The following is a 20,171-nucleotide window of genomic DNA, read 5'->3' on the forward strand; positions in this document are numbered from 1 at the left end:
ACACCTCGACAACTACACGGTCTTCGATCAGCCCGAGCATGCCCACTGACCAGGCCGGCACACCGGGAAACTCCAAGATCACCGACAGAGTCAAGCTACTGAACTTGAATGCGTGATGTCGGGGCTGGACGCTCGGCATGAGTCGTCCCTCCCGCGGGCCCATGGGTGTTGCCGGGCAGTCCGTCGGGAGAGGATCCTCCCGTGAGCCAGCCCCTGCCGCAGTTGCCGAAGCCCGAGTTCGTCTTGGTCCCCGCCGAGGTCCCACCCGAGGTACCCACCCAGATCGCTGCCGGCCTCAGGGAGACCGGCATCCCAGGCGGGCTGATCGGATACGAGTACCGGCCGCTGAGCCAGCCGGCGTACTTCGGAGGGATCGGCGAACGGGGGCTGGTCGCCATCGCGACGAGTGGCCTGTTCGGACGCATCGCCGTCGACGTGTCCAGTGGTCACGTGGTGCAGATCCCCAGCGTCGAGTCATCGGCGACCCAACACGTGAACCGCGACCTCGACTCCTTCAACCGGTGCGTCGCGACCGTGATCGCACGCTTCCCGTTCTATGCGGAGGGCGACGAGGAGAGGTACGGGGAAGCGGCTGAAGAGCTGCGCGGTCTCGTCACCGGCATCGACGAGACCGCTCTCGCGGACAACGGGTTCTGGGAGACGTTCTGCGACGACGTGGCGATGGGAGACTATCCGGACTAGGATACGTGATCCGGATGAGTTCCCGACGCCGGTCAGTCGTCCAGGCTCAGGCCAGTGGCAGCAATGCAGCCGTCGACGAGGTCGGGGCGGTACTGGATCTTCTTGAGCCGACGTTTCACAGCCCTGGTGATCTCACCGAGGTCCGCGGCGGCCAGGTTGCCCAGGTCACGCTTCACCAGCGCCCAGATGCCCTCGGTCGGATTGAGGTCAGGAGCGTAGGCCGGGAGCTGGAACACGGTCAGCCACTCGGCGTTCGCCTCGATGAACTCCTTCATGCCGATCGTCAGGTGGAGGCGGACGTTGTCCCAGACCAGCACGATCGGGCCCCCGAGCTGGATCCGGGCGCGGACGACCAGGTCGCGGAAGTCGCGCCAACCGAAGCCCTTCGGCTCGTCCTTGCGGCCCCGGTACTCTCGGATCGCATAGATAAGACGGGATCGCCGGCCCGGCTTGAAGCAGGCCATGCTCGCCATCGACACTCGCCCGGAGCCCCGGCCCCGCACCCTCACGACCGGGGTCTGTCCGATCCGGCCCCAGGTCCTGGCACGCGGCGGAGTCATCGACTGTCCGGCCTCGTCCTCGAAAACGATCCAGGCACCGCGCTCCGCCGCGGTCCTCTTACCCGCGGCCAGGTCTCCTTCTTCCACACCTCGACCGCATCGTCGTCCCGCTCGATGGCCCGCCTGGCCGGCTGCTGCCAGCTCCAGCCATGCCGCTTCAACAAACGCCACGTGCCCTCAACGGTGTAGGAGACGTGGAACAGCCGGCCGATCAACGTCTTGACCCGCGCCAGCGTCCACCGCTGGTCCGCCCAGCCGTGGACCAGCGGGCCACGCTCCAACTCCCGCTCCAGTCTGACGATCTGTGTTTCGCTGAGCCGCGACCGCCCCGGAGAACCATGCGACAGGACCCCGGCCTCGCCGCGCTCGCGCCAGGCCCGACGCCACCGCTCCACCGACCGCTCGCTCACCCGCAGCGCGGCGGCGACCTCGCGGTTCTTCTCCCCGACCTCGAAGCGGACGACAGCCTGCAACCGGATTCACTCCCGCGCGGCTCTCTCGGCGTCGGTCAGCCCACCGCCCTGCGCGTATCTCACTCCCCAGGAGCTACCGGAGCGAGCAGGCCGCTGTCAGGCGAACCGCCCCGACGTCACCCATTCAAGTTCAGTAGCTCAGCGCGCTTGTGTCCGATGGCTTCTCCGAACTCGGGGGTGGCAATTCACAAGCTCACGTCGTCCACGTCCTCCGGCTCCTCGACGAGAAGGGCAGCGGCGTTGTGCAGGTTGAGCCATGCCTGCCAGCGGTGCCCGTTGGTGTCCAGGCCTGTTACGAGGGCGACGCTCCTGTCGGAGAGGTCGGCGACGCAGGCCGGTGCACCGGTCCACTCGACCAAGCTGGACTGGTAATCGTCCTCCCAGATGCGTCGTTCCAACTGCAGGGTCTGCCAGCCGCGCGGTCGTGGCCGCCACTCGTACACGTGGTCCCTCAGCCCTGGATCGGTGCTGTTGAACAGGGGTGCTTCCAGCAGTAGGCGCCCGCTGCGCGCAAAGACCAGATGACCGGAAGAGCCCATGGAACCTCCTCGTCGAATACCAGCGCACCCTACGAGCTGTCGCTGACACCACCGGCGTCGGCCGACGGTCGCTCCCGACCGACCGGATCAACCGGCAAAAGGCGCCAATGGCCTGCTCGGCGTGGGCGCCGCGGGTCGGCGTCCACGCCGGACAGGAAGGCTGGATCAGGCGGTCAGCGTCGCAAGTTCGGTGTTCGCGCGGTCGGCGACCAGGGCCAGGACCCGGCCGGCGGCGGCCAGGTCCTCGGCGGGTATCCCGCCCCAGATGCGTGCGGCGACGGGGGCAACGTCGACGGCGATCGCGGTGAGCAGTTCGCGCGCGGGGGCTGTGGGGCCCAGGTGTCGGCCGTTTGCGGTGAGCAGCTGGCTGGACCGCAGTTCGTCGAGAACGGTGCGGATGTCGTCGGGGTTGATCTTGAGGGAGGTGTGGACCTGGGTGATGAGGTCTTCCGGGGTCTGCGGGGGCTTGGTGGTAGCGGCGCGCAGGACGATGTGCTGGGTGAAGGTGATGCCGTGTCGGGACAGGACGTGTTCGAGGACGCCGCGGGCGGCGTAGTGGGCCAGGCCCAGGAGTTGCGCGTCGGCGGCGGGTGTGGTGCTGGTCATGGTGGGTGTCCTCTCGGTTCTGCTTGTGGGTGCGGGTGGATCGGAGGGGCTCATGGCGCGGGCCGTGAGGTGTTGTGGGGGCTGGCGCGGGGCCGGATCGCGCGGGCTGGTCGGTGTCTGTCGGGGCAGGTGTGTCGGGGCCTGGCTGCGGTGTGGTCCGCGGTGGGCGTGCGGTGCGGTGGGGCCCTTTGGATTCGGCCTGGACGGATCGTTCCGCAGGCGCGGCGGATGGGGGCGTTGTGTTGGGGCTGTTGTGTCGGGCGGGTCAGTGGAGGTTCTTCCAGAAGGTGTAGGCGTGGTCCTGGGTGAAGTCCGCGCGCTTCCACGGGCCTGCGGTGAGTGACTGCACGTATCCGCCGTTGCGGAAGCTCGGCCAGTTGGTGGTCCCGGCTTTCGCGAAGTTCACCCAGGTACGCGTCATCCTGTCGCCGAGCGTCCGCTGGTTCTCGGGCAGTTCCTCGAACAGGGGTGTGTTGAAGTCGAAGAGGTAGGGCAGCTCGGCCATGTGCTGGGCGCGTGGTGCGAAGCTGGGGGTTTGGGTACTGGCCCACCACGGGGTGTTGCGCTCGCTGAACTCGAACATGCGGGTCGGTGCCCACTGGGACAGCAGCTTGGCGGTATCCAGCGTGGGGACTGACCAGGTGTGGTCGGTGCGTACTGTGGCCAGGGCTTCGCCTGCCGAGCCGAAGCGGCTCAGCGGGTAGCGGGCAAGCACGGTGTCAGCGCGGGAACCGAACTCTGCGCGGATCGTGCGCTCGTAGTCCTCGGCGGGCATGGGGCCGAGCATGAGCTCCTGGCCGAGGATCATGCCGCGTTCCTCGTCGTGATTGACTCCGACGAGCACGGGAACGCGGTTGAACCGTCCCGTGCGCAGAGCTTCGGCGGGGGTCAGGGGCATGAGTTCCGTGCCCGCAACCGGGCGCGGCTCGTTCCAGGTTCCGTACGCCTTCATGAGCGTGGCCGCGTCCGCGCGGTGCAGGCAGGAGGCGGCGTGCTCGTGCAGCGTGCATGCTCCGAGCTTGCGGAGGTTGTCGAGGGTGGTCTTCGCCTCCCTCTCCGCTTCCTGTCTGCTTCGGGTGCCACCGGTGGAGCAGGGTGCGCTCTGGACGATGGCCCTGTCGAAGAGCCCGGCGGACTTCGGGGAGGCGATGTGGTCGCAGACGCTGTAGCCGCCGCCGGACTCGCCCATGACCGTTACGTTGGCCGGGTCGCCGCCGAAGGCGCCGGCGTTGGCGCGGACCCATCGCAGTGCGGCCTGCTGGTCTTCCAGGCCCAGGCCTCCGGAGGTCTTGAGCGCGGGGTCGGCCAGGAAGCCCATGACGCCGAGACGGTAGTTCACCGTCACGACGACCGCCCCCTGGGCGGCCAGCCGCTCGGGGCGGTAGAGGTCGCCACTGCCGAACATCAGGCTGCCGCCGTGGATCCACACGATCACCGGCCGCTTGCCGGTCCGTGGCGCCGGGGTGGTGACGTTCAGGTAGAGGCAGTCCTCGGACTCGCTTGGCGTACCGATGGGCAGTCCCTTCGGCTGCGGGCAGGGTGCTCCTGGAGCTGTCGCCTCACGGACGCCGTCCCAGGGCGCGGCGGGGTGCGGTGAGGCCCAGCGCAGGCTCCCCACCGGCGGTGCGGCGTACGGGATGCCCTGGAAGCTGCGCAGGCCGTCGCTGTCGGCGGTGCCGCTCACGGCACCGCCGGTGGTGACGACGACCGTGCCGGCATCGAGGCCCGCTGCCGCCTGGGCCGTGTCGACCAGGCCGATTCCCAGGCCCACGCCCAGGGTTGCCAGCGTCAGCGCGGCGGCGGTGAGTGTCTTGGAGGCGCTCCGGGTCTGTGTCATGGCGTGGACACTACACAGATTTGCACGATCGTTCAATACGCTTGTATAGATCGATCGTGTCAGACGATCGTTCCACCCAAGCGGTAGGCTCCAGACATGGGAAACCGCGAAGCCCTGCTCATCGGCGCCAAGGCCTGCCTGAGGGAGAAGGGCTACGACCGCACCGCCGTACGCGACATCGCCGCGGCCGCCGGCGTGAGCACGGCAGCCATCGGCTACCACTACGGCTCACGTGAAGCCCTGCTCAACCAGGCCCTGTTCGAGATCCTCGACGAGTGGGGCGACGCCATGGGCCGGGCGCTCGTCCCCGACACCGACGGATCGTCCCGGGCACACTTCGAGCGCGTCTGGGAAAGCCTGATCGACGACTTCGGCACGCACCCCGACCTGTGGCTGGCCTCCGTGGAGCTGTTCATGCAGGCCCAACGGCAGCCCGACCTGCGAGCCGCCCTGATCGCCGGGACCACCCAGGGACGGCGAGGCATGGCAGCCATCCTCGACGGCGTCCCCGAGGAAGCGGTAGAGCCGACCTCCGTCCGTACCCTCGGCACCGTCCAGCTGGCCCTCATGTCAGGAGTCATGCTTCAGTGCCTCAGCGACCCCTCCACCGCCCCCACCGCCGCCGAAGTACTCCAAGGCATCCGGGCACTGGCCGAAAAAGCACGCTGACTCCCCGGGGGGAGCATCTGGCTCGTCGGAGCAGTCGCCAGGACTCCAGCTGCGCGAAGGATCGTTCGCCGGGGGTGTCCTCGGAGCTCTATGTCAGCCACCCATGTCACCCGATCGGTGGCCGGGTTGAAGAGCTCCAATTATCGGCGGCATGCCACGCGGCCATGGGTTCCGTGTCCGTCCATGCTCGATGTCCCGTTCGAGCTCGTCGAGCGTGTCTCCCGGGCTCGTTGTAGACCACCTCGTATGAGAATCACTCGCCATCGGCTGGATCGGTGGCGGCGGGGCCGGCTCGTCTTCACTTCGTCGGCGTTCATGCTGCCAGGCGATGGCGTGCTCAACCTGGAGGGTGTCGAGTCCGGTCGCTGCGGCCAGCTGCTGGGTGCTCAGGCCATCCGGATGCTGTTGAAGCACCAGCGCGATCTTGCTGGCCCAGAGCTCGGCGTTGATGAGGGGTCTCTGCCGGTAGTTGTGCTGGAGGTCGGCCAGGCGCTTCACCTGACAGGCGGTGAGGATCCGTCTGCCGTCGAGCGATGGATCGTGCCCGTGTACCGCAGAGGAGTCGGCGAAGCGGCGGTCAGCCTGGCGACGTTCCCTATCTGGGCGAGATCCCTTTGAAGGCGGGGCCTAGAAGCGAACGAAGCCACTCCTGGCGTCGACCGACGCGTTCGCCTGGCTGCGGTAGTCGCTGCCCGCACCACCGACAGTCAGCCCGTCCGGTGCGCCTGGCCGTCAGCAACCTCCGTCTCAGCACTCACCGCGGAGACGGGCACATGTGCCCCTGTCGGTGAACGCGAGCCCACTCACGGGATAGATCTGGAAGACTCCTGCGCGGCGCGATCTGACGTCGGTGCAGGGAAAGCAGAGGGGCAGGGGGGAGCCGCCGTGGACGCAATGATCATTGTCCTGATCATTCTGGTGGTTTTTGTGTTCATCGTCTTGGTCAAGATGATTCATGTCATTCCGGAGGCCAGCACCGCAGTCGTGGAACGCTTCGGGCGCTACACCCGTACCCTCAATGCCGGCCTGAACATCGTCGTCCCGCTCATCGACACCGTCCGTATCCGGCTTGACCTGCGTGAACAGGTCCTTACGATTCCGCCGCAGCAGATGATCACGCAGGACAACCTGGTCGTTGACATCGACACTGCCATCTCCTACCAGGTGACCGACGCGAGGGCCGCCACCTACGAAGTCACAAACTTCATCCAGGCGATCGAGGAACTCACTGTCACCAGGTTGCGCAGCATCGTCGGCCGCATGGACCTGGAACGGACCCTGGCCTCCCGTGGGGAGATCACCGCGGCCCTGCGCGGCGTTCTCGACGAGACCACCACACGCTGGGGCATCCGCGTCCACCGCGTCGACTTCAAGTCGATCGCACCACCCGCCTCGAATCAGGGCTCGATGGAGAAACCGAAGCGCGCCGCCCCGGACAGGCATGCCGCCGGCCCCGTCGGCGGGAGCAGAGCGACGCGGAGCACACCACGGTCGCCCGTCCAGGCCGGCTCCGCACCCGGACACCAGCCGCTGCGGCAGGACGATCCTCGCCGTATCGGCCGCTACCACCTCACGGCCCTGCTGGGTCAAGGGGGGATGGGCACGGTCTATCTCGGCCGGTCTCCAGGGCAGCGCCTGGTCGCGGTCAAAGTCATCCGGCCGGAATTCGCCGCGGACCCGATGTTCAGGGAACGATTCACCCGCGAGATCGAAGCCGCTCGTCTTGTCGGCGGATTCCACACCGCGCCGGTGGTTGACGCTGACTCCCGCGGCAACCCGCTCTGGCTCGCCACCGAGTACATCCCCGGCCCGTCACTGCACGACGTCCTCGGTCAGCACGGGGCTCTGCCCACAAGGACCCTGCATACTCTCGCCCTCGGCGTCGCCGAAGCACTCGAGCGCGTCCATGCCTGCGGCATCATCCACCGTGACCTCAAACCCAGCAACATCATTATCTCCAGCTCAGGTCCCCGCATCATCGACTTCGGCATCGCCCGAGCCCTCGACAGCACCGCTCTCACCCGTACCAATTACGTCATCGGCACACCGGGGTTTCTCGCTCCGGAACAGCTCACCGGCGCACCGGTCACGCATGCCACGGACATGTACGCCTTCGGCATGGTGCTATGCCACGCCGCGGGAGCCATGCCGCTCACAAACGGTAGATCCCTGAAAGCCGCCCTCGGCCTGTTGCCATCTCGATTCGTCGGCCCTATCACGCGGTGCCTCGACCATGACCCCGACGGGCGCCCGACGCCCACCGAGGTACTCGAACAGCTCTCCCAGAACGACTCATCATCCGAGGACTGGCTGCCGCCTCCCGTACGCACGATGGTCGACCTCTACAACGCCCCTAGGACCTGTCTCGAGTCGTGATCAAGATGCGGGTTGCCTCTCCGAAGGTTGTCCTCGGCTGGTAGAAGCCCGGTATGGCGTGTACGGAACTGACGGACGATGAGTGGGAGTTGATGGAGGATTCCTCCCGATAGGCAGGTCCGGTCCGTGTCCGGAGCATCTACAGAAGCAGTTCGACGTTGTGGTCTGGCGGTTCCGTTCGGGTAGTCAGTGGAGGGAGACGCCGTCGGAGTTCGGCGCCTGGCAGGCCGTCTGCAACCGCTTCGTCCAGTGGCGCGACGCAGGTGTTCTCCAGGCGCTGATGGACGGGATGATCACCGAGGCGGCCCGGCGCGGGCAGGTGGGGCTGTCCTTGGTCAGTGTGGACTCCACGGTGACCCGCGCCCATCACGACGCTGCGGTCATGGCGGTCGGCGAGGAGGCCCTCGCCTCCCTGGAGGAGACGGCCGGGAAGGCAAAGGAGGGCCGCCGGAAGGAACAGAAGCCGCAGGTCGTAGCCATGGAGGGTGATACTGATCCGGACTGCGAGGAGCGTCGGCGGATCCGGCGCAGGCACCAGGCCCGCCTGAAGGCGGCCCGGCTGGGCCGCTCGCGCGGCGGCCTGACCAGCAAGGTCCATCTCGCTTCTGACCCGCGCTGCCGCCCGCTCCGCTTCGATCTGACCGAGGGTCAGGCGGCCGACAGTCCCCGCTTCGTCCCCGTCCTGAACAAGATCAAGGTCCGCGGCCCCGTCGGCCGCCCGCGTACCCGGCCCGACCCGGTCGCCGGCGATAAGGCGTACTCCTCTCGCGCCAACCGTGCCCACCTGCGTAAACGGAACATCAAGGCCGTCATCCCGGAGAAGAGCGACCAGGCCGCCAACCGCAAGAAGAAGGGCCGCGGGGGTGGGCGTCCCATCTCGCACGACACCGAGCTCTATAAAGGTCGCAACAGCGTGGAACGCTGCATCAACAAGATCAAGGCGTGGCGCGGGCTCGCCACCCGCTACGACAAGACTCCCGAGAGCTACCTCGCCGGGCTCCACCTGCGCGGGGCTGTGATCTGGCTCCGCAGCCTCCAACCCACCTCGTGATCCAGGGGAATCGCGCCACCTGTCCAGTATGTAGACCACCGAGCCGCCCCCTCCCCCGCGCGGGGGAGGGGAATGGTCCGCAGGGCTGACGCGACCGGAAACCGACCCGGCAGAGCATGAATTGTCAGGATCACGGAAGCCGGAGGTCACGGTGGCTATCCCCGCAAGGACACAGACACATGAGGGGACAGCACCCCTCGCCCCGACACCCGGCTGGACCGGCTGGTCGCGGCGTTGGCCTGAGTGGGCGCCTGCCGCCGCTGTGACCTGTTGCGCGGTGTACGTCATCGTCGAGGCCACCTGGGCCGTGACGGGAACCACGGTGCCCTTCACCCTGCACACCCCCTACTCGCCGATCGCCCAGCTGATCCTGGCCAGCCTGGCCATTGCCGCCGGTGTCGCCTGCTGGGCCACCAGGCGACGGGTGGCCCAGCCTGGCCGGATAGCGATCGGGGGTGCGCTCGTCCTGGCCACCCCGGTGTTGGCGATGGGCTCGACGGGCCTGCCGGGCTACTTCGTCACCCTGGCCTCCGGTTCAGGGCTGGAGAGCGCCACCGGCCTGGCCCATATGCTGCTGAGTTCGGCCCTCACTGCTCTCCTCGTCCTCGTCGCTCTGTCGTACCGCCGACGGCTGGCTGGTGCCTGCCCGCGCTGCGGGCAGAAGCACACGGGCGGCCATGATGCCCCACTCGTCCATCCCAGTGCCTCGACCGCCTCCCCGCGTACCAGGAGGCTGGCCTACCTGCTGATGTGCGGGATGCTGCCGTGGGCCGGAGTAAAGACCATCTGGACGCTGGGCGGTGACGCGCTCGGCATCACGGCCGAGAAGTGGAAGGAGTCGAACTCCGGCGGATCGGAGGTAGCGAAGGCGCTCGCCGAGGTAGGCATCGATGTCACTGTGCTGGCCGCGGGACTCGGATTCTTTCTCCTGACCGGGCTGATGTACCCGTGGGGGCGGGTGTTTCCCCGCTGGACGCTTATCCTGTCCGGGCGCCGTGTACCGCGTCTGCTGCCCTTGATCCCGGCCTGGCTGACCGCGTTCGGTCTGTCGGTGTACGGGGTCCTCCTGGTGATCTACGCTCCGCTCGCCGCCCTCGGAGTGTTGCCGGCCCCCAAACTCGACACGGATTTCGGCGCCACCCTCTCCGGGACTCTCTGGCTGGCCGCCTTCGGTGGAATGGCCTTCGGCGGCCTGGGCTTCGCCCTCCTCACGGCCGCACGCTCCTACTCCGCCCGGACCCGCCCCGTCTGCGCCACCGCGGCGACCTCGGAGGCCCCACCCACCGAGACGGCCCGCGCAGACGCACCGGCCTCAGCGGCCCCGGCCGACTAGCGAACTGCCGGCGCAGGTCGGGATCCGGCCCAACGCTCACCCACCGGCAGGGACAGTTCGATCAACTCCCATTAGCCATCAGTCAGATCACCACGCGCCACACCGGACTTCTACCAGGCCACGAATGCCTCGCGCGGCGAATCAGCACACCATGATCTGAACCCAGAACAGGCCCTAGAACACCGCCATCCCCACGGGGGCGGGGAGCAGTGAAGGCCACCGTCGCCGCGTTGCCGGCCGCGGGACCATCCACACGCGAGCAGGGAGCAGAATCCGGAGACGGTGTCCTCGGCCATGATGACGGGACCATCCCCGCGCGAGCGGGGAGAAGCCATCGTAAGCGTGGTGGTAAGCAAGTCGCAGGCATGCCCCTGCCCCTCGCATGGGTGTGTCCGGCCGGCGTTTGCGGGACAGCCCTTTGCCCCTTGAGATCAGAGTTCGGTCGTCCAGATCCCGGCAGGGTGGTCACTCGGAGGCAGCCACGCCTGAGGCTGTGACTCGCGATGCCTCTGGCCAGCCTGCTCATCCCAGTGGAAGCGGCCCTCGGCATCGGGCCACGCGACTTGCAGCACGGGCAGAGGAGGCTTCCGGTAGAACCCGAGGGCTCGTCCGAAGAAAGTCCGGTACCAGCCGCGATCAACCTGCCTGAGCGCGACTCGATAACCGTCGACGACATCAGGATGGCTCTGGCCGTCCGCCAGTACCTCGCCCGCGGCAGACTTCTCTCCGAGTGTGTTGAGCAAGCGGTACATGACGTGAATGTCAAGTCCGAACATGGCGAGCTCAGGCCCGCCGTACGTGTGCGCGAGGCCGATCGTGTAGGCGAATCCAGGACCGATCTCGTCTTCGGGAACCATCACGACGTGCCATCCGTGCTGCTGCACATGCTCGATGACCGTCAGATCCACGCGGTCCGCCCCGTCCCGGTCGCCATAGTCATGACAGAGGACACACCTGCACTGGAACGGATCATCAGTCATGCACGGAGAGTACGAGGCGAGCATCCACATCGACCAACCGGGGCTCGGACCCCTCTCAACCGAACCACGTCATCACCCTCCGCAACGACTCCCCAAAACCTGTGCCAGAACCCAGTAGCGACGTCACCTGTCGATGAGTTTGGGCTCTGGCACAACTTCTGTGGTGTCGAGTCGAAGCTCGGTGTCCGAGGCCGGAGTACGCCGGGAAACGGCCGGTCAGCGGCTTGACCTGAGGCAGACACAAACCCGGGTGGTGTGGCTCCACAGAAGTTGTGCCAGAGCCTGAGTTTGGGAGGCATCGGGGTTCTTGCCAGGGCATCTCGAGGTGTCTCTGATGAAAAGTGCTGGTCGTGCCGCTGCGCGTCCATCGTCGACCGGCTCACGTTCAGCGGCACCATCATCGAGACCGGCACCGACTCCTACCGCCTCGCCAGCACCCGAGCCCGAGCCGAGGAGCCCGCCAAGACTGGTTGACTGTTCTGGCAGCCGACCGAAGGATCCCGACTACGTGTCCGCTCGGGTCCAGAACTGACGCGGCGCGAACCCCTCGCGCCGCAGCCAGTGCTCGGTATAGACGATCCGCTCGGCCTCGATCACGACGAGCGGGCCCGACGGTGGTTCGTCGAGAGAACGCGACCGCTCGGCATGGTCGGACTGCCAGCGGAACGCCGGCCAGTAGTGCTCGAAGTCCGGGTCGGTCTCGGACAGCACGCGAGCCTGACCGAAAAGCTGGGCACCTCGGCTGCTGGCCTGCCCGACCAGCGGAGCAAAGATCCCCACCGACACCCGGGGATCCGCTGCAAGGTTCCTCATCTTCGGCGAACCGGCGGCAGTGGAGAACATCACCGCGAAATCAAGGTGGAAGTACCGCACCGGCGTCGCGAGCGGCCCTTCCGGTCCCGCCGTCGCGATCACACACATGTTCTGCGACGACAGCAGATTGAGTACTCGCTCTTCCAGCCGCTCGCGATCGAGCCGCTGCTTCGGTGACGGGCCGGCCAGCCACGGATTGGTCACAGGCATGATCAACTATCCCACACCCTGCCCCAGCACACTCTCCAAGCCGGACGGCCATGACCCTCGGCAGCGCCATCGAAACCCGTCTCCACCCCCTCAGCCGCTGACCACCGCCTATCACCCAAAGTCATCGACAGACGCTGTCGCTTACTGACTTCGGCTTGTCAGGGTGACGTTGGGGTGTCGAGGGTCAGGCCGGTGCCGGCTATGAAGCCGTCGAGGGTCTCGGGCCGGTACTGCAGGCGTTTGAGCCGGTTGCGGACGAGGGCCTCGAGCCGGTCGAGGGCAACCACGGCGAGGTTGGCCAGGCTGCGCTTGACGTGTGCCCAGACCCACTCCACGGGGTTGAGGTCCGGCGAGTAGGCGGGCAGCAGGAACACCGTCAGCCAGGCACGTTCGGCGATCAAGTCGCGCATGGCGTGGGAGACGTGGGTGTTCAGACGGTCCCAGACCAGCACGATCGGCGCCTTGACCAGCTGGTGGACGCCGTCGATCAGCGCGATGAAGTCGCGCTCGCCCATGCTGCGGCGCTTGCCTCTGCCCGCGGGATGGGATCGCAGACGGTGGCACAGCCGGGTACGGGAGCCGGGCCGCATGGCGATCAGCCCGGCCACCGACAGACGTCCCGAGCGACGGCCGCTGACCGTCACGACAGGGGTGCGGCCCCGTCGGCCCCGGGTGCGTCCTTTGGGTGGCCGGCGGGTGAAGCCTGCCTCGTCCTCGAAGCAGATGTAGCCCCCGCAGGCCGCCCGCGCTCTTTTACCTCCGCCCAGGTCGCCTCCTTCCACGCGGTGACGGCCTGCTCGTCGCGCTCAGCGACCTTCCGCGCGGGGACCTGCGGGCTGAAGCCGAGCCGGTGCATCAGCCTCGTGGCGCCCGAGACGCTGTAGGAGACGTGGAACTTCCGGCCGATCAGCGTGGCCACCCGCGCCGCGGTCCACACCTGGTCCTCCACCCAGCCGTGTTCTGCTGGGCCCTGTTCCAGGTACACGGCCAGTTTCTCCAGGCAGCGCGGGGACAGACGGCATCGAGATCCGCTCGGGCCGCGGGAGGCCAGTTCCCCGGCCCCGCCCTCCCGCCACAATTGGTGCCACTGGTAGGCCGACTTCGGGCTCATCCGCAGTCGTCGCGCGACCTCCGGTGCCTTGACTCCCCGCTCGAACAGCTCGGCCGCCTGGATCCGTACCACTTCCCGACGCTCACGGCCCGCGGCGGTCAGCCCGCCCCCATCCGCATATCTCACACACCACCGGATACAGCCACCGCTCCAGACCCGTCAGGGCCTTCGCGAAGGTTCACCCTGACGAGCCGAAGTCAGTATCCGCACCCAAGGCCGGTACCCGTTCACATACGACACCGCTGCCAAACTCACTGGCCCCAAGACACCAGTCGCCGTGGCTGCCAGGAGGGCCGCCGGTGCGATGGCCCGCGCGGCGGCGGTCCGGTTCAGCAGGGACGAGGAATGGTACGAGGCGGCCGGGATCATGGTTGAGACGATCTGGCATGCGAGCGTGGCCGCCGGGCTGCCTCCGCTTGAGGGGCGCCGTAACTGCCGGGACCACCTCGAGCACTTCATGGACGGCGTGATCCCGAACCGGTGACAGACCGGCCCCTCGCGGTGGGATGCGACTAGAAGAGGGCGTCCTGGTCGGGCTCGTCCCGGGGCAGGTCGGGGACGTCCTCGCCGCGCCATTTCGCCTCGAGGTACTTGCGCCAGCCCGGCGGCGGGGGAGACGGGATTCCCCACTCCGCGAGCTGCTTCCTCGTCCACCCGCCCTTCTCGGTCATCGCGGCGGTCACTTCTTCAGGGGAGGGCACATAGCTCGTCACATGCTCATCATGCCCAGCCATGGCCCGCCCGGGGGCGTCTTCGAACCCCCCGGGTCCACCGTGACGAGTGACCGGCGCCCGGTGGTGGACATGGCCGCGCCCCCGAACGGGGGGGCGGATTCCAGTGATCGTCGCAACACGTGATCGCTGGAATCTACCGCGGTGGTGTCGGTGAGCACGATCAACAGGAATGAGGCGTCTGCGGCCGGCGGGCCGTAGGCGCCTCGCCTTACGTCAGTGGGTACTTCACCGGCGCCGGAGGTGACCGGCCTTCTGGCACCGGGCCACGCCCGGTGCTGCCCCTCGTCGACCCGCTGTCTCAGTACGTCCCGCAGGCCGGATCGGCTACCGTCGGCCGGCTTCCGCGCCAGGACCTGAGCCGAGCAAGCCCAGTAGCTCGCCGCCCAGCAGCCGCTGCCAGGTTCCCTCTGGGCAATGCCTGGATCATGATTGAGGCGAAAACTCAGGGAACTGGGAGACGCCCAGAGCACCCTGTCTGAAGAGAGGGTCTCAGTGACTACTCGGCCACGGGGATTCGTCTGGTTGTCGGTTGCCGCAGGGGGATTGGCCATTGCGGCGCTGACGGGTTTCCTCATGGACCTGGCCGAAGACCATGACGGTCCGCCGCTCACTGTCAGTGACGTGGAGGGGGTCTGGTCGGCCTCGGATGGTGGGCGTCTGACGGTCCGGGCGGACGGTTCCGCAGCGCTGGAGCAGGTGCCGGAGCCCGGGGCGGGCTGCGGGCAGGCTGACAGCGGCTTTCACACGGGTCCGGCGATCTGGGTGTTCGACACCTTCCCCGACGAGTCGCCGGGCATCAGGCTCGACTACCCCGGCGCCACCACCGGGCAGACGTGCAGCGTGTACCTCTCCATTTCGATCTCTGACGAGTACGGCACCAAGGGTTTCCTCCCCCACAACGCCGACCCGTGGTACGTCCGCGGCGCCGCGCATTCGGGCTGACCGCAGCAAACGGGCCGCACCCTAAGACGTTGTTTCTTATGGCTGTCAGAGCGGCATGAGAGCCTCCTGGCATGAGCTACGACCTTGCTGTCTGGGAAGGCGAGAGGCCGGCGGATGACAAGACCGCCGGCCGGGTCTTCGACGACCTGTACGACCGCTACATCGACAGCGAGGTGGAAGAGCCTCCGTCCGAGCGCATCGCGGCCTACGTGGCCGCGTTGCTTGAGCGGTGGTGCGACCTCACCGAGGACGAGGAGGACACCTCACCCTGGTCAACCGGGCCGCTGATCGGCGAGGCCAGCGGTCCGCTGATCTACTTCCCCATGCGGTGGAGCATGGCCGAGGAGGCGTCGGCCTACGCGGCGGCCGTCGCGGAGTCCATGGGACTGATCTGCTTCGACGTACAGCAGAACCGGCTCAGGCCGTGAGAAGGCTGGCCAAGCGGCGGTAGCCGATGAGGGCTGCGGCTACGCCGACGAAGGCGAGGAAGTGTTCAGCCTTGCGTTCGTAGCGTCGGTGCAGCCGTCGGCAGCCGGCCAGCCAGGACACGGTTCTCTCGACGACCCAGCGATGGCGGCCCAACCTCTGTGAGGACTCGACACCCTTGCGGGCGATGCGGTGGCGGATACCGCGCTCGCGGAGCCATCGGCGCAGGTGGTCGTAGTCATAGCCCTTGTCCGCATGCAGTTTCGCCGGCCTCCGGCGCCGGGGCCCGCGGCGGGACCGGATGGGCGGGATGCCGCGCACGAGCGGCTCCAGGGCTTGGCTGTCGTGCGTGTTCGCGCCGGAGATGCCCAGGGACAGTGGCAGTCCGTTCCGGTCGCAGATCAGGTGGATCTTCGATCCCAGCTTGCCGCGGTCGGTCGGATTCGGTCCCGTCAGTGGCCTCCTTTTGCCGCCCGCAGACTGACCGAGTCGATCGCGCACCGCGACCAGTCCAGCTCGCCCCGCCTCCCGAGTTCATCGAGGATGACGCGGTGGAGCCTGGCCCAGACCCGGTCCCGGCTCCACTGGGCGAACCGGCGGTAGACCGTGGGCCAGGCCGGGCCGAACACTGGCGGCAGCTGTCGCCAGGTGCAGCCCGAGGTCGCCACGAAGATGATCGCGGCCAGGGCTTCGCGGTCACCTGTCCGACGCCGGCCACCGCCCTGCGGACGCGTGACCACTGTCGGTAGCACCACCCGCCGAAACAGTGCCCACAACTCGTCCGGCACCAGTCGCTCCACGAGATCCGTCATGCACGGATCAACGAACAATCACGCCATAAGAAACGACGTCTTAAGAGAACCAGCCCAAGGGGTCGAGCATCGGATTCGTCGCTGTCCGGACGCGAGGGGAACGCCTTCCCGTCATCGCCGCGCGGCTGAAACGCGGCTGCCCCTTCTGTTTCGTCGAGGAGATCCTGGCCGCCGTCGGTGAGGACGCGGAGCGCGCTGTCGAGCGGTACCGCGGCGAGCGCTCCCGCGGCGTCAACGCCATGGCCGTGCTGACCCGTGCCACCACGGACGCCCGTCGCCGATGAACCGAGATCCTCCCGATGACCGGCAACCGCAAACCGTTCCCACACACGGGGTGCCTCACACACCCTGCCCTGAACACCGGGCGGGCGACAGCGGTGAGCCGCGGCGCGTTCAAACGAGGGCTGCTCGTGGAGACGTGGGGCTCGGCCGATGAGGAGGTCATCAAGCTGGTACTGCCGCCGACCGTGACTGACGAGGACCTGACAGAGGGGCTTGAGATCCTGCAGGAAGCCATGCGAGTAGCGCCGTCGGGGTCGCTCTGGTGACCGGGTCCTCGGCCGGGCGGCGGTCGATCGGTTCGTGCCGGGGTTCTGTCCCGGGTTCCGTACGGGCTCCTCGTGCACGGTGTTCCACGCGATCGCGCGAGGGCTGCCACCGTCGAACGGGCCCGAACCGCTCGGTGCGTACGCGAGTGACCCGCCCAGCGTGAAGACGTCGGCGGCGGGTTCGGTCCCGGCCTGCGCGCAGAACTATTCCGGCGTCACGAACGCTGGGGTGTCCGCCCAGGCGTCGGTGTGGGTGAGGTGCTCAGTGCCCTCGACTCGCGCAACACCGGAATCTTGTGGCGCGGAAACGGTTCCGCGAGGCCGGCGACATGATGCGCTCGGCCGCCCACGCGGGGCACCCGAGCGCTGCCGGCTACGTGCGGGGGGTCCGGTGGTGACCCAACCGTTCGCGCAGGCCCGGCAGGAAGCGCTCGATCAGCCGGTCCTCAACGTCGCCGTAGGCCGTGCGGTGGAAGTCGACGGCCTCCGGCGTGAGCTCCCAGCCCTTCACGTCCGCCGTACGGGGCAGTTTGGTGGCGAGGAGGAACTCCTCATCCCGGGTCCAGTAGTGGTGGACGCGCATGCCGCCGCGTCCGGGTGACGGGTCGGCCGGTGCGCTGACGTAGGCGTGGCCGGGTTCGAGTGCGCAGCGGTGGATCCCCGCCTCGGCGACCCGGTGCGGTTTGACGACCGACTTCCCCGGATTCGGGCGCGTCGCCATGCGCCTGCACATGCGCTCGGTGAGCAGTTCCCCGGCGCCCAGCCGGCGCACGCCGGACGTTCCGAACATGCGCCATTCCACGTGCACCGCTCCCGCCGCCTCGTAGTCCGCGAGGAAGTCCAGGACGGTGGGAGCGGCGGTCGGCACGAGGAACTCGTCGGCGTCGACGAGGGCCAGCCAGCGTGTGACGCCGCGGAGTTCCCGGCACAGTTCTCCCAGGACGATGTGCTGGTACTGGATCCAGCGGCGCCCCGTGTACGCCGGTGGGCAGGGCCTCTCGAAGACCTGGACGACGCCCTCGTCGACGTATGGCCCCACCACGTCCCGGTAGTCGTCGTCGCTGCGGTCGTCCACCAGGTAGAAGCGCTGCACGCCCATCAACCGGTGGAACTCGATCCACTCCCTTAGGAACCTGGCCTCGTCGCGAAATACGCATCCGATGGCGAGGTTCAGTGGACAGTTCCGTTCGGGTGACTCCTCCTCGTTCGGCCCGGCGATTCGTTGACTGCGATTCAGACCGCTGTTAGGAAGACTCTTCTGCACCGATATCCCCTTCATCCCGACTTGGCTGAACAGTCAGGAGTGCACCATGTGTGAGAACGTCGACATGACCCAGCCACGCAAAGAAATCGTGGTGGAGGTGTTCGAAGGCGCCGACACGCCGCGCGTGGAGCTGGAGGACGGCGACCGGGTGGCCATCGAGGTCCGCAGCCGCCGCACCGAGCCGACCGATCCGGCCTCCGCCTCGGCCGAGGGCGATGCCGACGACGACGTGTCGCCGCCCGAGGAGGTCATGTCCATCTCCCTCCAGACCGTCGACATCGAGCTGGACAACCAGAGCTTCGGCATGATCACGGCCTGTACGGGCTGCGCGTCCAACGTCGGCGGGCCGAGTTGCTGAGCGGCGCCACCCGGAACTGATCGCCCGTGGACACGAACAAGCGAGGGCTGGCCGCGGTCCTCGGCACCCAGGACGTCATGTCCTTCCTCCGTACAAATTGGGAACGCGAGGCGCTGCTCCTGCGCGGGGCGGCCGCTCCGCTGGTCGGGCGGCTGTTCACTGTCGAGGACTTTGAGCGGCTCGCATGCGGCGGCGGCGCCGATCTCAGCGTCGTACAGGAGGGCCGGGCGCGGCCGGTCGTCCCCGACCGCGCCGACCGGGCCCCGGGGCGGCACGTGCTGACCGCCTACCGGTCTGGCGCGACGCTCTTGCTCTCCTCCCTGGCCCGCCGCTGTTCCCCGGTCGGCGAGCTGTGCCGCGGCATCGAGTTCGACCTGCTGGAGCTCGGCGTGGTCCCCGCCGAGCCAGTGAGCGCCAACGCGTACCTCACTCCCCCGCGCGCGCAGGGCTTCGACCGCCACCACGACGACCATTCGGTGCTCGTCGTCCAACTGCACGGCAGCAAGCGGTGGGAGGTGTTCGCGTCCGGGTTGCGACAGCCGGAAGCGCTCGTCTCCGCGACATTGGAGCCGGGCGACGTCCTGTCGGTCCCCCACGGCTTCCCTCATGTCGCGCACACGACGGACGACGCGTCGCTGCACCTCACGCTCGGCCTGCACACCCTGTCCTGGGCAGACGCCATGGCGGACATGCTGCGCGCCCACGAACTTTTCCGCCGCCCGGTCACCGGTCCCGAAGGCCTTGGGTCCGCGCCGCCCCGGCTCCCGGACCTTAACGTCCCCGCGTACCTGCGGGAACGCCGCGTACGGTGCATCGCCGGGCTCGATCCGCTGCCCGGTGGGCAGCTGACCGCGGACGCCGCAGCCACCGCGATCGCGCCGGACACCGTTGTACGCAGAGTGCGGCTGATGCCCAGCGAGTCCGACAGCGAGTACGGGCTCGCGCGGCTGACCTTCCCCGGCGGCACCCTGCGCCTCGACGGGCGCCTCCAGCCAGTCGTCGACCACGTAGCGAAGGCGGAGTCCTTCACGCCCGCGGAACTCCCGGCGGTCGGTCAGCACTACGACGCCGTCGAACTCACCCGGATCCTCGTACGGCACAACCTCTTCCGGCCGGTCGAGAGCGCTGCGGCGGTGCCGGCGCCGCCCGCGCAGACCGCGCCGCCCGCGCCGCCCGCCCAGGCCATGCCGCCCGCGCGGGCCGCGCGGCCCGCCCGCGACCTGACCCTGGTCCGGGACGACGCCCCCTCGGCCGGCCACCACCTGGGCTGGCTGCGCCTGCGCAAGCGCCTCACCGCCGACGAATGCGACGAGCTCATCGCCGCCTGCCGCGATCTTCCGCTGACGGCACCGACCACCGTAGACGAGGCCGGGCATCCCGGTCATCGGCGAGCGGCTACCCGACACGTGCCGAACGGGCCGCGCACCGAGTGGATCTACCGGCTGGTCGAGTCCGTGGCACGCGAGGCCGCACGGACCGCCTACGGATTCGATCTGTCGGGCATCGCGCGCGCTCCGCAGTACGTCGAGTACCTCCCCGGCAACGGACACTTCCACCGGCACAACGACTACAGCCACGACCAAGCCGATTCCCCGCGGAAGATCACCGTCATCGTCCAGCTGTCCGATCCATCTTCGTACGAGGGCGGGAGGTTGCGGATGTTCGGCCTCGACACCGCCGAACTGCCGCGCGAACGCGGCTCGGTGCTGGTCTTCCCGTCCCTGGTCGACCACTGCGTCACACCGGTCACCAAGGGGCTGCGCCGCGCCCTGGTGGCCTGGGTCGCGGGACCCCGGCTGCGGTGACCTCCCCCGTCCTCCCTCCCCC

The 20,171-nt window shown here is 68.2% G+C and carries 22 protein-coding genes and 4 pseudogenes; 14 read left to right on the plus strand and 12 right to left on the minus strand.

The features are described from left to right. Positions 1-201 precede the first annotated feature (201 nt). Entirely contained in the window at positions 202-702 is a 501-nt protein-coding gene (locus ACFYX3_RS39920) for an SUKH-4 family immunity protein (RefSeq protein ID WP_389024770.1), read from the plus strand. Between the two features lie 32 nt (positions 703-734). On the opposite strand, the gene ACFYX3_RS39925 is transcribed toward ACFYX3_RS39920, so the two are convergent. The 5 genes from ACFYX3_RS39925 to ACFYX3_RS39945 form a co-directional block, all read right to left on the minus strand. After that, positions 735-1,262, minus strand: a complete 528-nt coding sequence (locus ACFYX3_RS39925; protein WP_389024772.1) for a transposase — start codon at positions 1,260-1,262, stop codon at positions 735-737. Beyond that, complete coding sequence (locus ACFYX3_RS39930; RefSeq protein WP_389024845.1) at positions 1,259-1,741, minus strand: winged helix-turn-helix domain-containing protein; 483 nt, start codon at positions 1,739-1,741, stop codon at positions 1,259-1,261. The genes ACFYX3_RS39925 and ACFYX3_RS39930 overlap by 4 nt, the downstream gene beginning before the upstream one ends. A gap of 179 nt (positions 1,742-1,920) precedes the next feature. Beyond that, the gene (locus tag ACFYX3_RS39935) at positions 1,921-2,274 is read right to left on the minus strand and encodes a hypothetical protein (protein WP_389024774.1); all 354 of its coding nucleotides are present in this window, start codon (positions 2,272-2,274) and stop codon (positions 1,921-1,923) included. 165 nt (positions 2,275-2,439) lie between these two features. Next, positions 2,440-2,880, minus strand: a complete 441-nt coding sequence (locus tag ACFYX3_RS39940; RefSeq protein WP_389024775.1) for a MarR family transcriptional regulator — start codon at positions 2,878-2,880, stop codon at positions 2,440-2,442. Between the two features lie 265 nt (positions 2,881-3,145). Beyond that, on the minus strand, positions 3,146-4,717 hold the full coding sequence (locus ACFYX3_RS39945; RefSeq protein WP_389024777.1) for a carboxylesterase/lipase family protein: 1,572 nt from the start codon (positions 4,715-4,717) through the stop codon (positions 3,146-3,148). A gap of 96 nt (positions 4,718-4,813) precedes the next feature. Between ACFYX3_RS39945 and ACFYX3_RS39950 the strand changes: the two genes are divergently transcribed. From ACFYX3_RS39950 to ACFYX3_RS39975, 6 genes and pseudogenes are all read left to right on the plus strand, one after another. Continuing rightward, positions 4,814-5,386: a TetR/AcrR family transcriptional regulator gene (locus tag ACFYX3_RS39950; protein WP_389024779.1), complete on the plus strand. Its 573-nt coding sequence runs from the start codon at positions 4,814-4,816 to the stop codon at positions 5,384-5,386. 246 nt (positions 5,387-5,632) lie between these two features. Further along, positions 5,633-6,004 carry a hypothetical protein gene (locus tag ACFYX3_RS39955; RefSeq protein WP_389024781.1) on the plus strand — a complete coding sequence of 124 codons (372 nt, stop codon included), beginning with the start codon at positions 5,633-5,635 and terminating at the stop codon, positions 6,002-6,004. A gap of 267 nt (positions 6,005-6,271) precedes the next feature. Beyond that, positions 6,272-6,835: pseudogene (locus tag ACFYX3_RS39960) on the plus strand (SPFH domain-containing protein); the annotation flags it as partial. A 126-nt stretch (positions 6,836-6,961) separates the two neighbouring features. Continuing rightward, positions 6,962-7,762, plus strand: a pseudogene (locus tag ACFYX3_RS39965) (serine/threonine-protein kinase); the annotation flags it as partial. Between the two features lie 53 nt (positions 7,763-7,815). Beyond that, positions 7,816-8,813, plus strand: a pseudogene (locus ACFYX3_RS39970) (IS5 family transposase). 322 nt (positions 8,814-9,135) lie between these two features. Next, entirely contained in the window at positions 9,136-10,146 is a 1,011-nt protein-coding gene (locus ACFYX3_RS39975; RefSeq protein WP_389024783.1) for a hypothetical protein, read from the plus strand. 431 nt (positions 10,147-10,577) lie between these two features. Here the strand turns inward: ACFYX3_RS39975 and ACFYX3_RS39980 are convergent, their stop codons facing one another. Then, positions 10,578-11,126: a DUF4262 domain-containing protein gene (locus tag ACFYX3_RS39980; RefSeq protein WP_389024785.1), complete on the minus strand. Its 549-nt coding sequence runs from the start codon at positions 11,124-11,126 to the stop codon at positions 10,578-10,580. Positions 11,127-11,483: 357 nt separating this feature from the next. Here ACFYX3_RS39980 and ACFYX3_RS39985 point away from each other — a divergent pair. Next, a pseudogene (locus ACFYX3_RS39985) lies at positions 11,484-11,600 on the plus strand (AAA family ATPase); the annotation flags it as partial. A 30-nt stretch (positions 11,601-11,630) separates the two neighbouring features. Here the strand turns inward: ACFYX3_RS39985 and ACFYX3_RS39990 are convergent. From ACFYX3_RS39990 to ACFYX3_RS40000, 3 genes are all read right to left on the minus strand, one after another. Continuing rightward, positions 11,631-12,149: a pyridoxamine 5'-phosphate oxidase family protein gene (locus ACFYX3_RS39990; RefSeq protein WP_389024787.1), complete on the minus strand. Its 519-nt coding sequence runs from the start codon at positions 12,147-12,149 to the stop codon at positions 11,631-11,633. Positions 12,150-12,307: 158 nt separating this feature from the next. Further along, positions 12,308-12,874, minus strand: coding sequence for a transposase (locus tag ACFYX3_RS39995; RefSeq protein ID WP_389024847.1), 567 nt, complete (start codon positions 12,872-12,874; stop codon positions 12,308-12,310). After that, on the minus strand, positions 12,790-13,332 hold the full coding sequence (locus tag ACFYX3_RS40000) for a winged helix-turn-helix domain-containing protein (RefSeq protein WP_389024789.1): 543 nt from the start codon (positions 13,330-13,332) through the stop codon (positions 12,790-12,792). The genes ACFYX3_RS39995 and ACFYX3_RS40000 overlap by 85 nt, the downstream gene beginning before the upstream one ends. A gap of 232 nt (positions 13,333-13,564) precedes the next feature. On the opposite strand from ACFYX3_RS40000, the gene ACFYX3_RS40005 reads away from it, so the two are divergent. Next, a complete protein-coding gene (locus ACFYX3_RS40005; RefSeq protein ID WP_389024791.1) occupies positions 13,565-13,744 on the plus strand; it encodes a hypothetical protein in 180 nt (59 codons plus the stop codon). A gap of 28 nt (positions 13,745-13,772) precedes the next feature. Here the strand turns inward: ACFYX3_RS40005 and ACFYX3_RS40010 are convergent, their stop codons facing one another. Next, positions 13,773-13,931, minus strand: a complete 159-nt coding sequence (locus ACFYX3_RS40010) for a hypothetical protein (protein ID WP_389024793.1) — start codon at positions 13,929-13,931, stop codon at positions 13,773-13,775. Between the two features lie 636 nt (positions 13,932-14,567). Between ACFYX3_RS40010 and ACFYX3_RS40015 the strand changes: the two genes are divergently transcribed. Both ACFYX3_RS40015 and ACFYX3_RS40020 read left to right on the plus strand, forming a co-directional pair. Next, positions 14,568-14,936 (plus strand): hypothetical protein, encoded by a 369-nt coding sequence (locus ACFYX3_RS40015; RefSeq protein ID WP_389024795.1) that lies wholly within the window; start codon positions 14,568-14,570, stop codon positions 14,934-14,936. Between the two features lie 71 nt (positions 14,937-15,007). Beyond that, positions 15,008-15,364: a hypothetical protein gene (locus ACFYX3_RS40020; RefSeq protein ID WP_078095606.1), complete on the plus strand. Its 357-nt coding sequence runs from the start codon at positions 15,008-15,010 to the stop codon at positions 15,362-15,364. Here the strand turns inward: ACFYX3_RS40020 and ACFYX3_RS40025 are convergent. Then, positions 15,354-16,174 (minus strand): IS5 family transposase gene (locus ACFYX3_RS40025; RefSeq protein ID WP_389024798.1). Its coding sequence is split into 2 segments (ribosomal slippage): positions 15,354-15,821 and positions 15,824-16,174, totalling 819 coding nucleotides; the frame shifts between segments, so codons are not numbered across the junction. The genes ACFYX3_RS40020 and ACFYX3_RS40025 overlap by 11 nt on opposite strands. Positions 16,175-16,473: 299 nt before the next feature. On the opposite strand from ACFYX3_RS40025, the gene ACFYX3_RS40030 reads away from it, so the two are divergent. Continuing rightward, the gene (locus tag ACFYX3_RS40030; protein WP_389024800.1) at positions 16,474-16,722 is read left to right on the plus strand and encodes a hypothetical protein; all 249 of its coding nucleotides are present in this window, start codon (positions 16,474-16,476) and stop codon (positions 16,720-16,722) included. Positions 16,723-17,095: 373 nt separating this feature from the next. Here the strand turns inward: ACFYX3_RS40030 and ACFYX3_RS40035 are convergent, their stop codons facing one another. Further along, entirely contained in the window at positions 17,096-18,001 is a 906-nt protein-coding gene (locus ACFYX3_RS40035) for a glycosyltransferase family 92 protein (protein ID WP_389024802.1), read from the minus strand. Between the two features lie 31 nt (positions 18,002-18,032). On the opposite strand from ACFYX3_RS40035, the gene ACFYX3_RS40040 reads away from it, so the two are divergent. Then, positions 18,033-18,344 carry a hypothetical protein gene (locus ACFYX3_RS40040; RefSeq protein WP_389024804.1) on the plus strand — a complete coding sequence of 104 codons (312 nt, stop codon included), beginning with the start codon at positions 18,033-18,035 and terminating at the stop codon, positions 18,342-18,344. A gap of 26 nt (positions 18,345-18,370) precedes the next feature. Further along, positions 18,371-20,149, plus strand: a complete 1,779-nt coding sequence (locus ACFYX3_RS40045) for a JmjC domain-containing protein (protein WP_389024806.1) — start codon at positions 18,371-18,373, stop codon at positions 20,147-20,149. Positions 20,150-20,171 lie beyond the last annotated feature (22 nt).

Origin of the sequence: Streptomyces sp. NPDC002463 (assembly GCF_042889835.1) — a bacterium.
Taxonomy (GTDB): domain Bacteria; phylum Actinomycetota; class Actinomycetes; order Streptomycetales; family Streptomycetaceae; genus Streptomyces; species Streptomyces nymphaeiformis.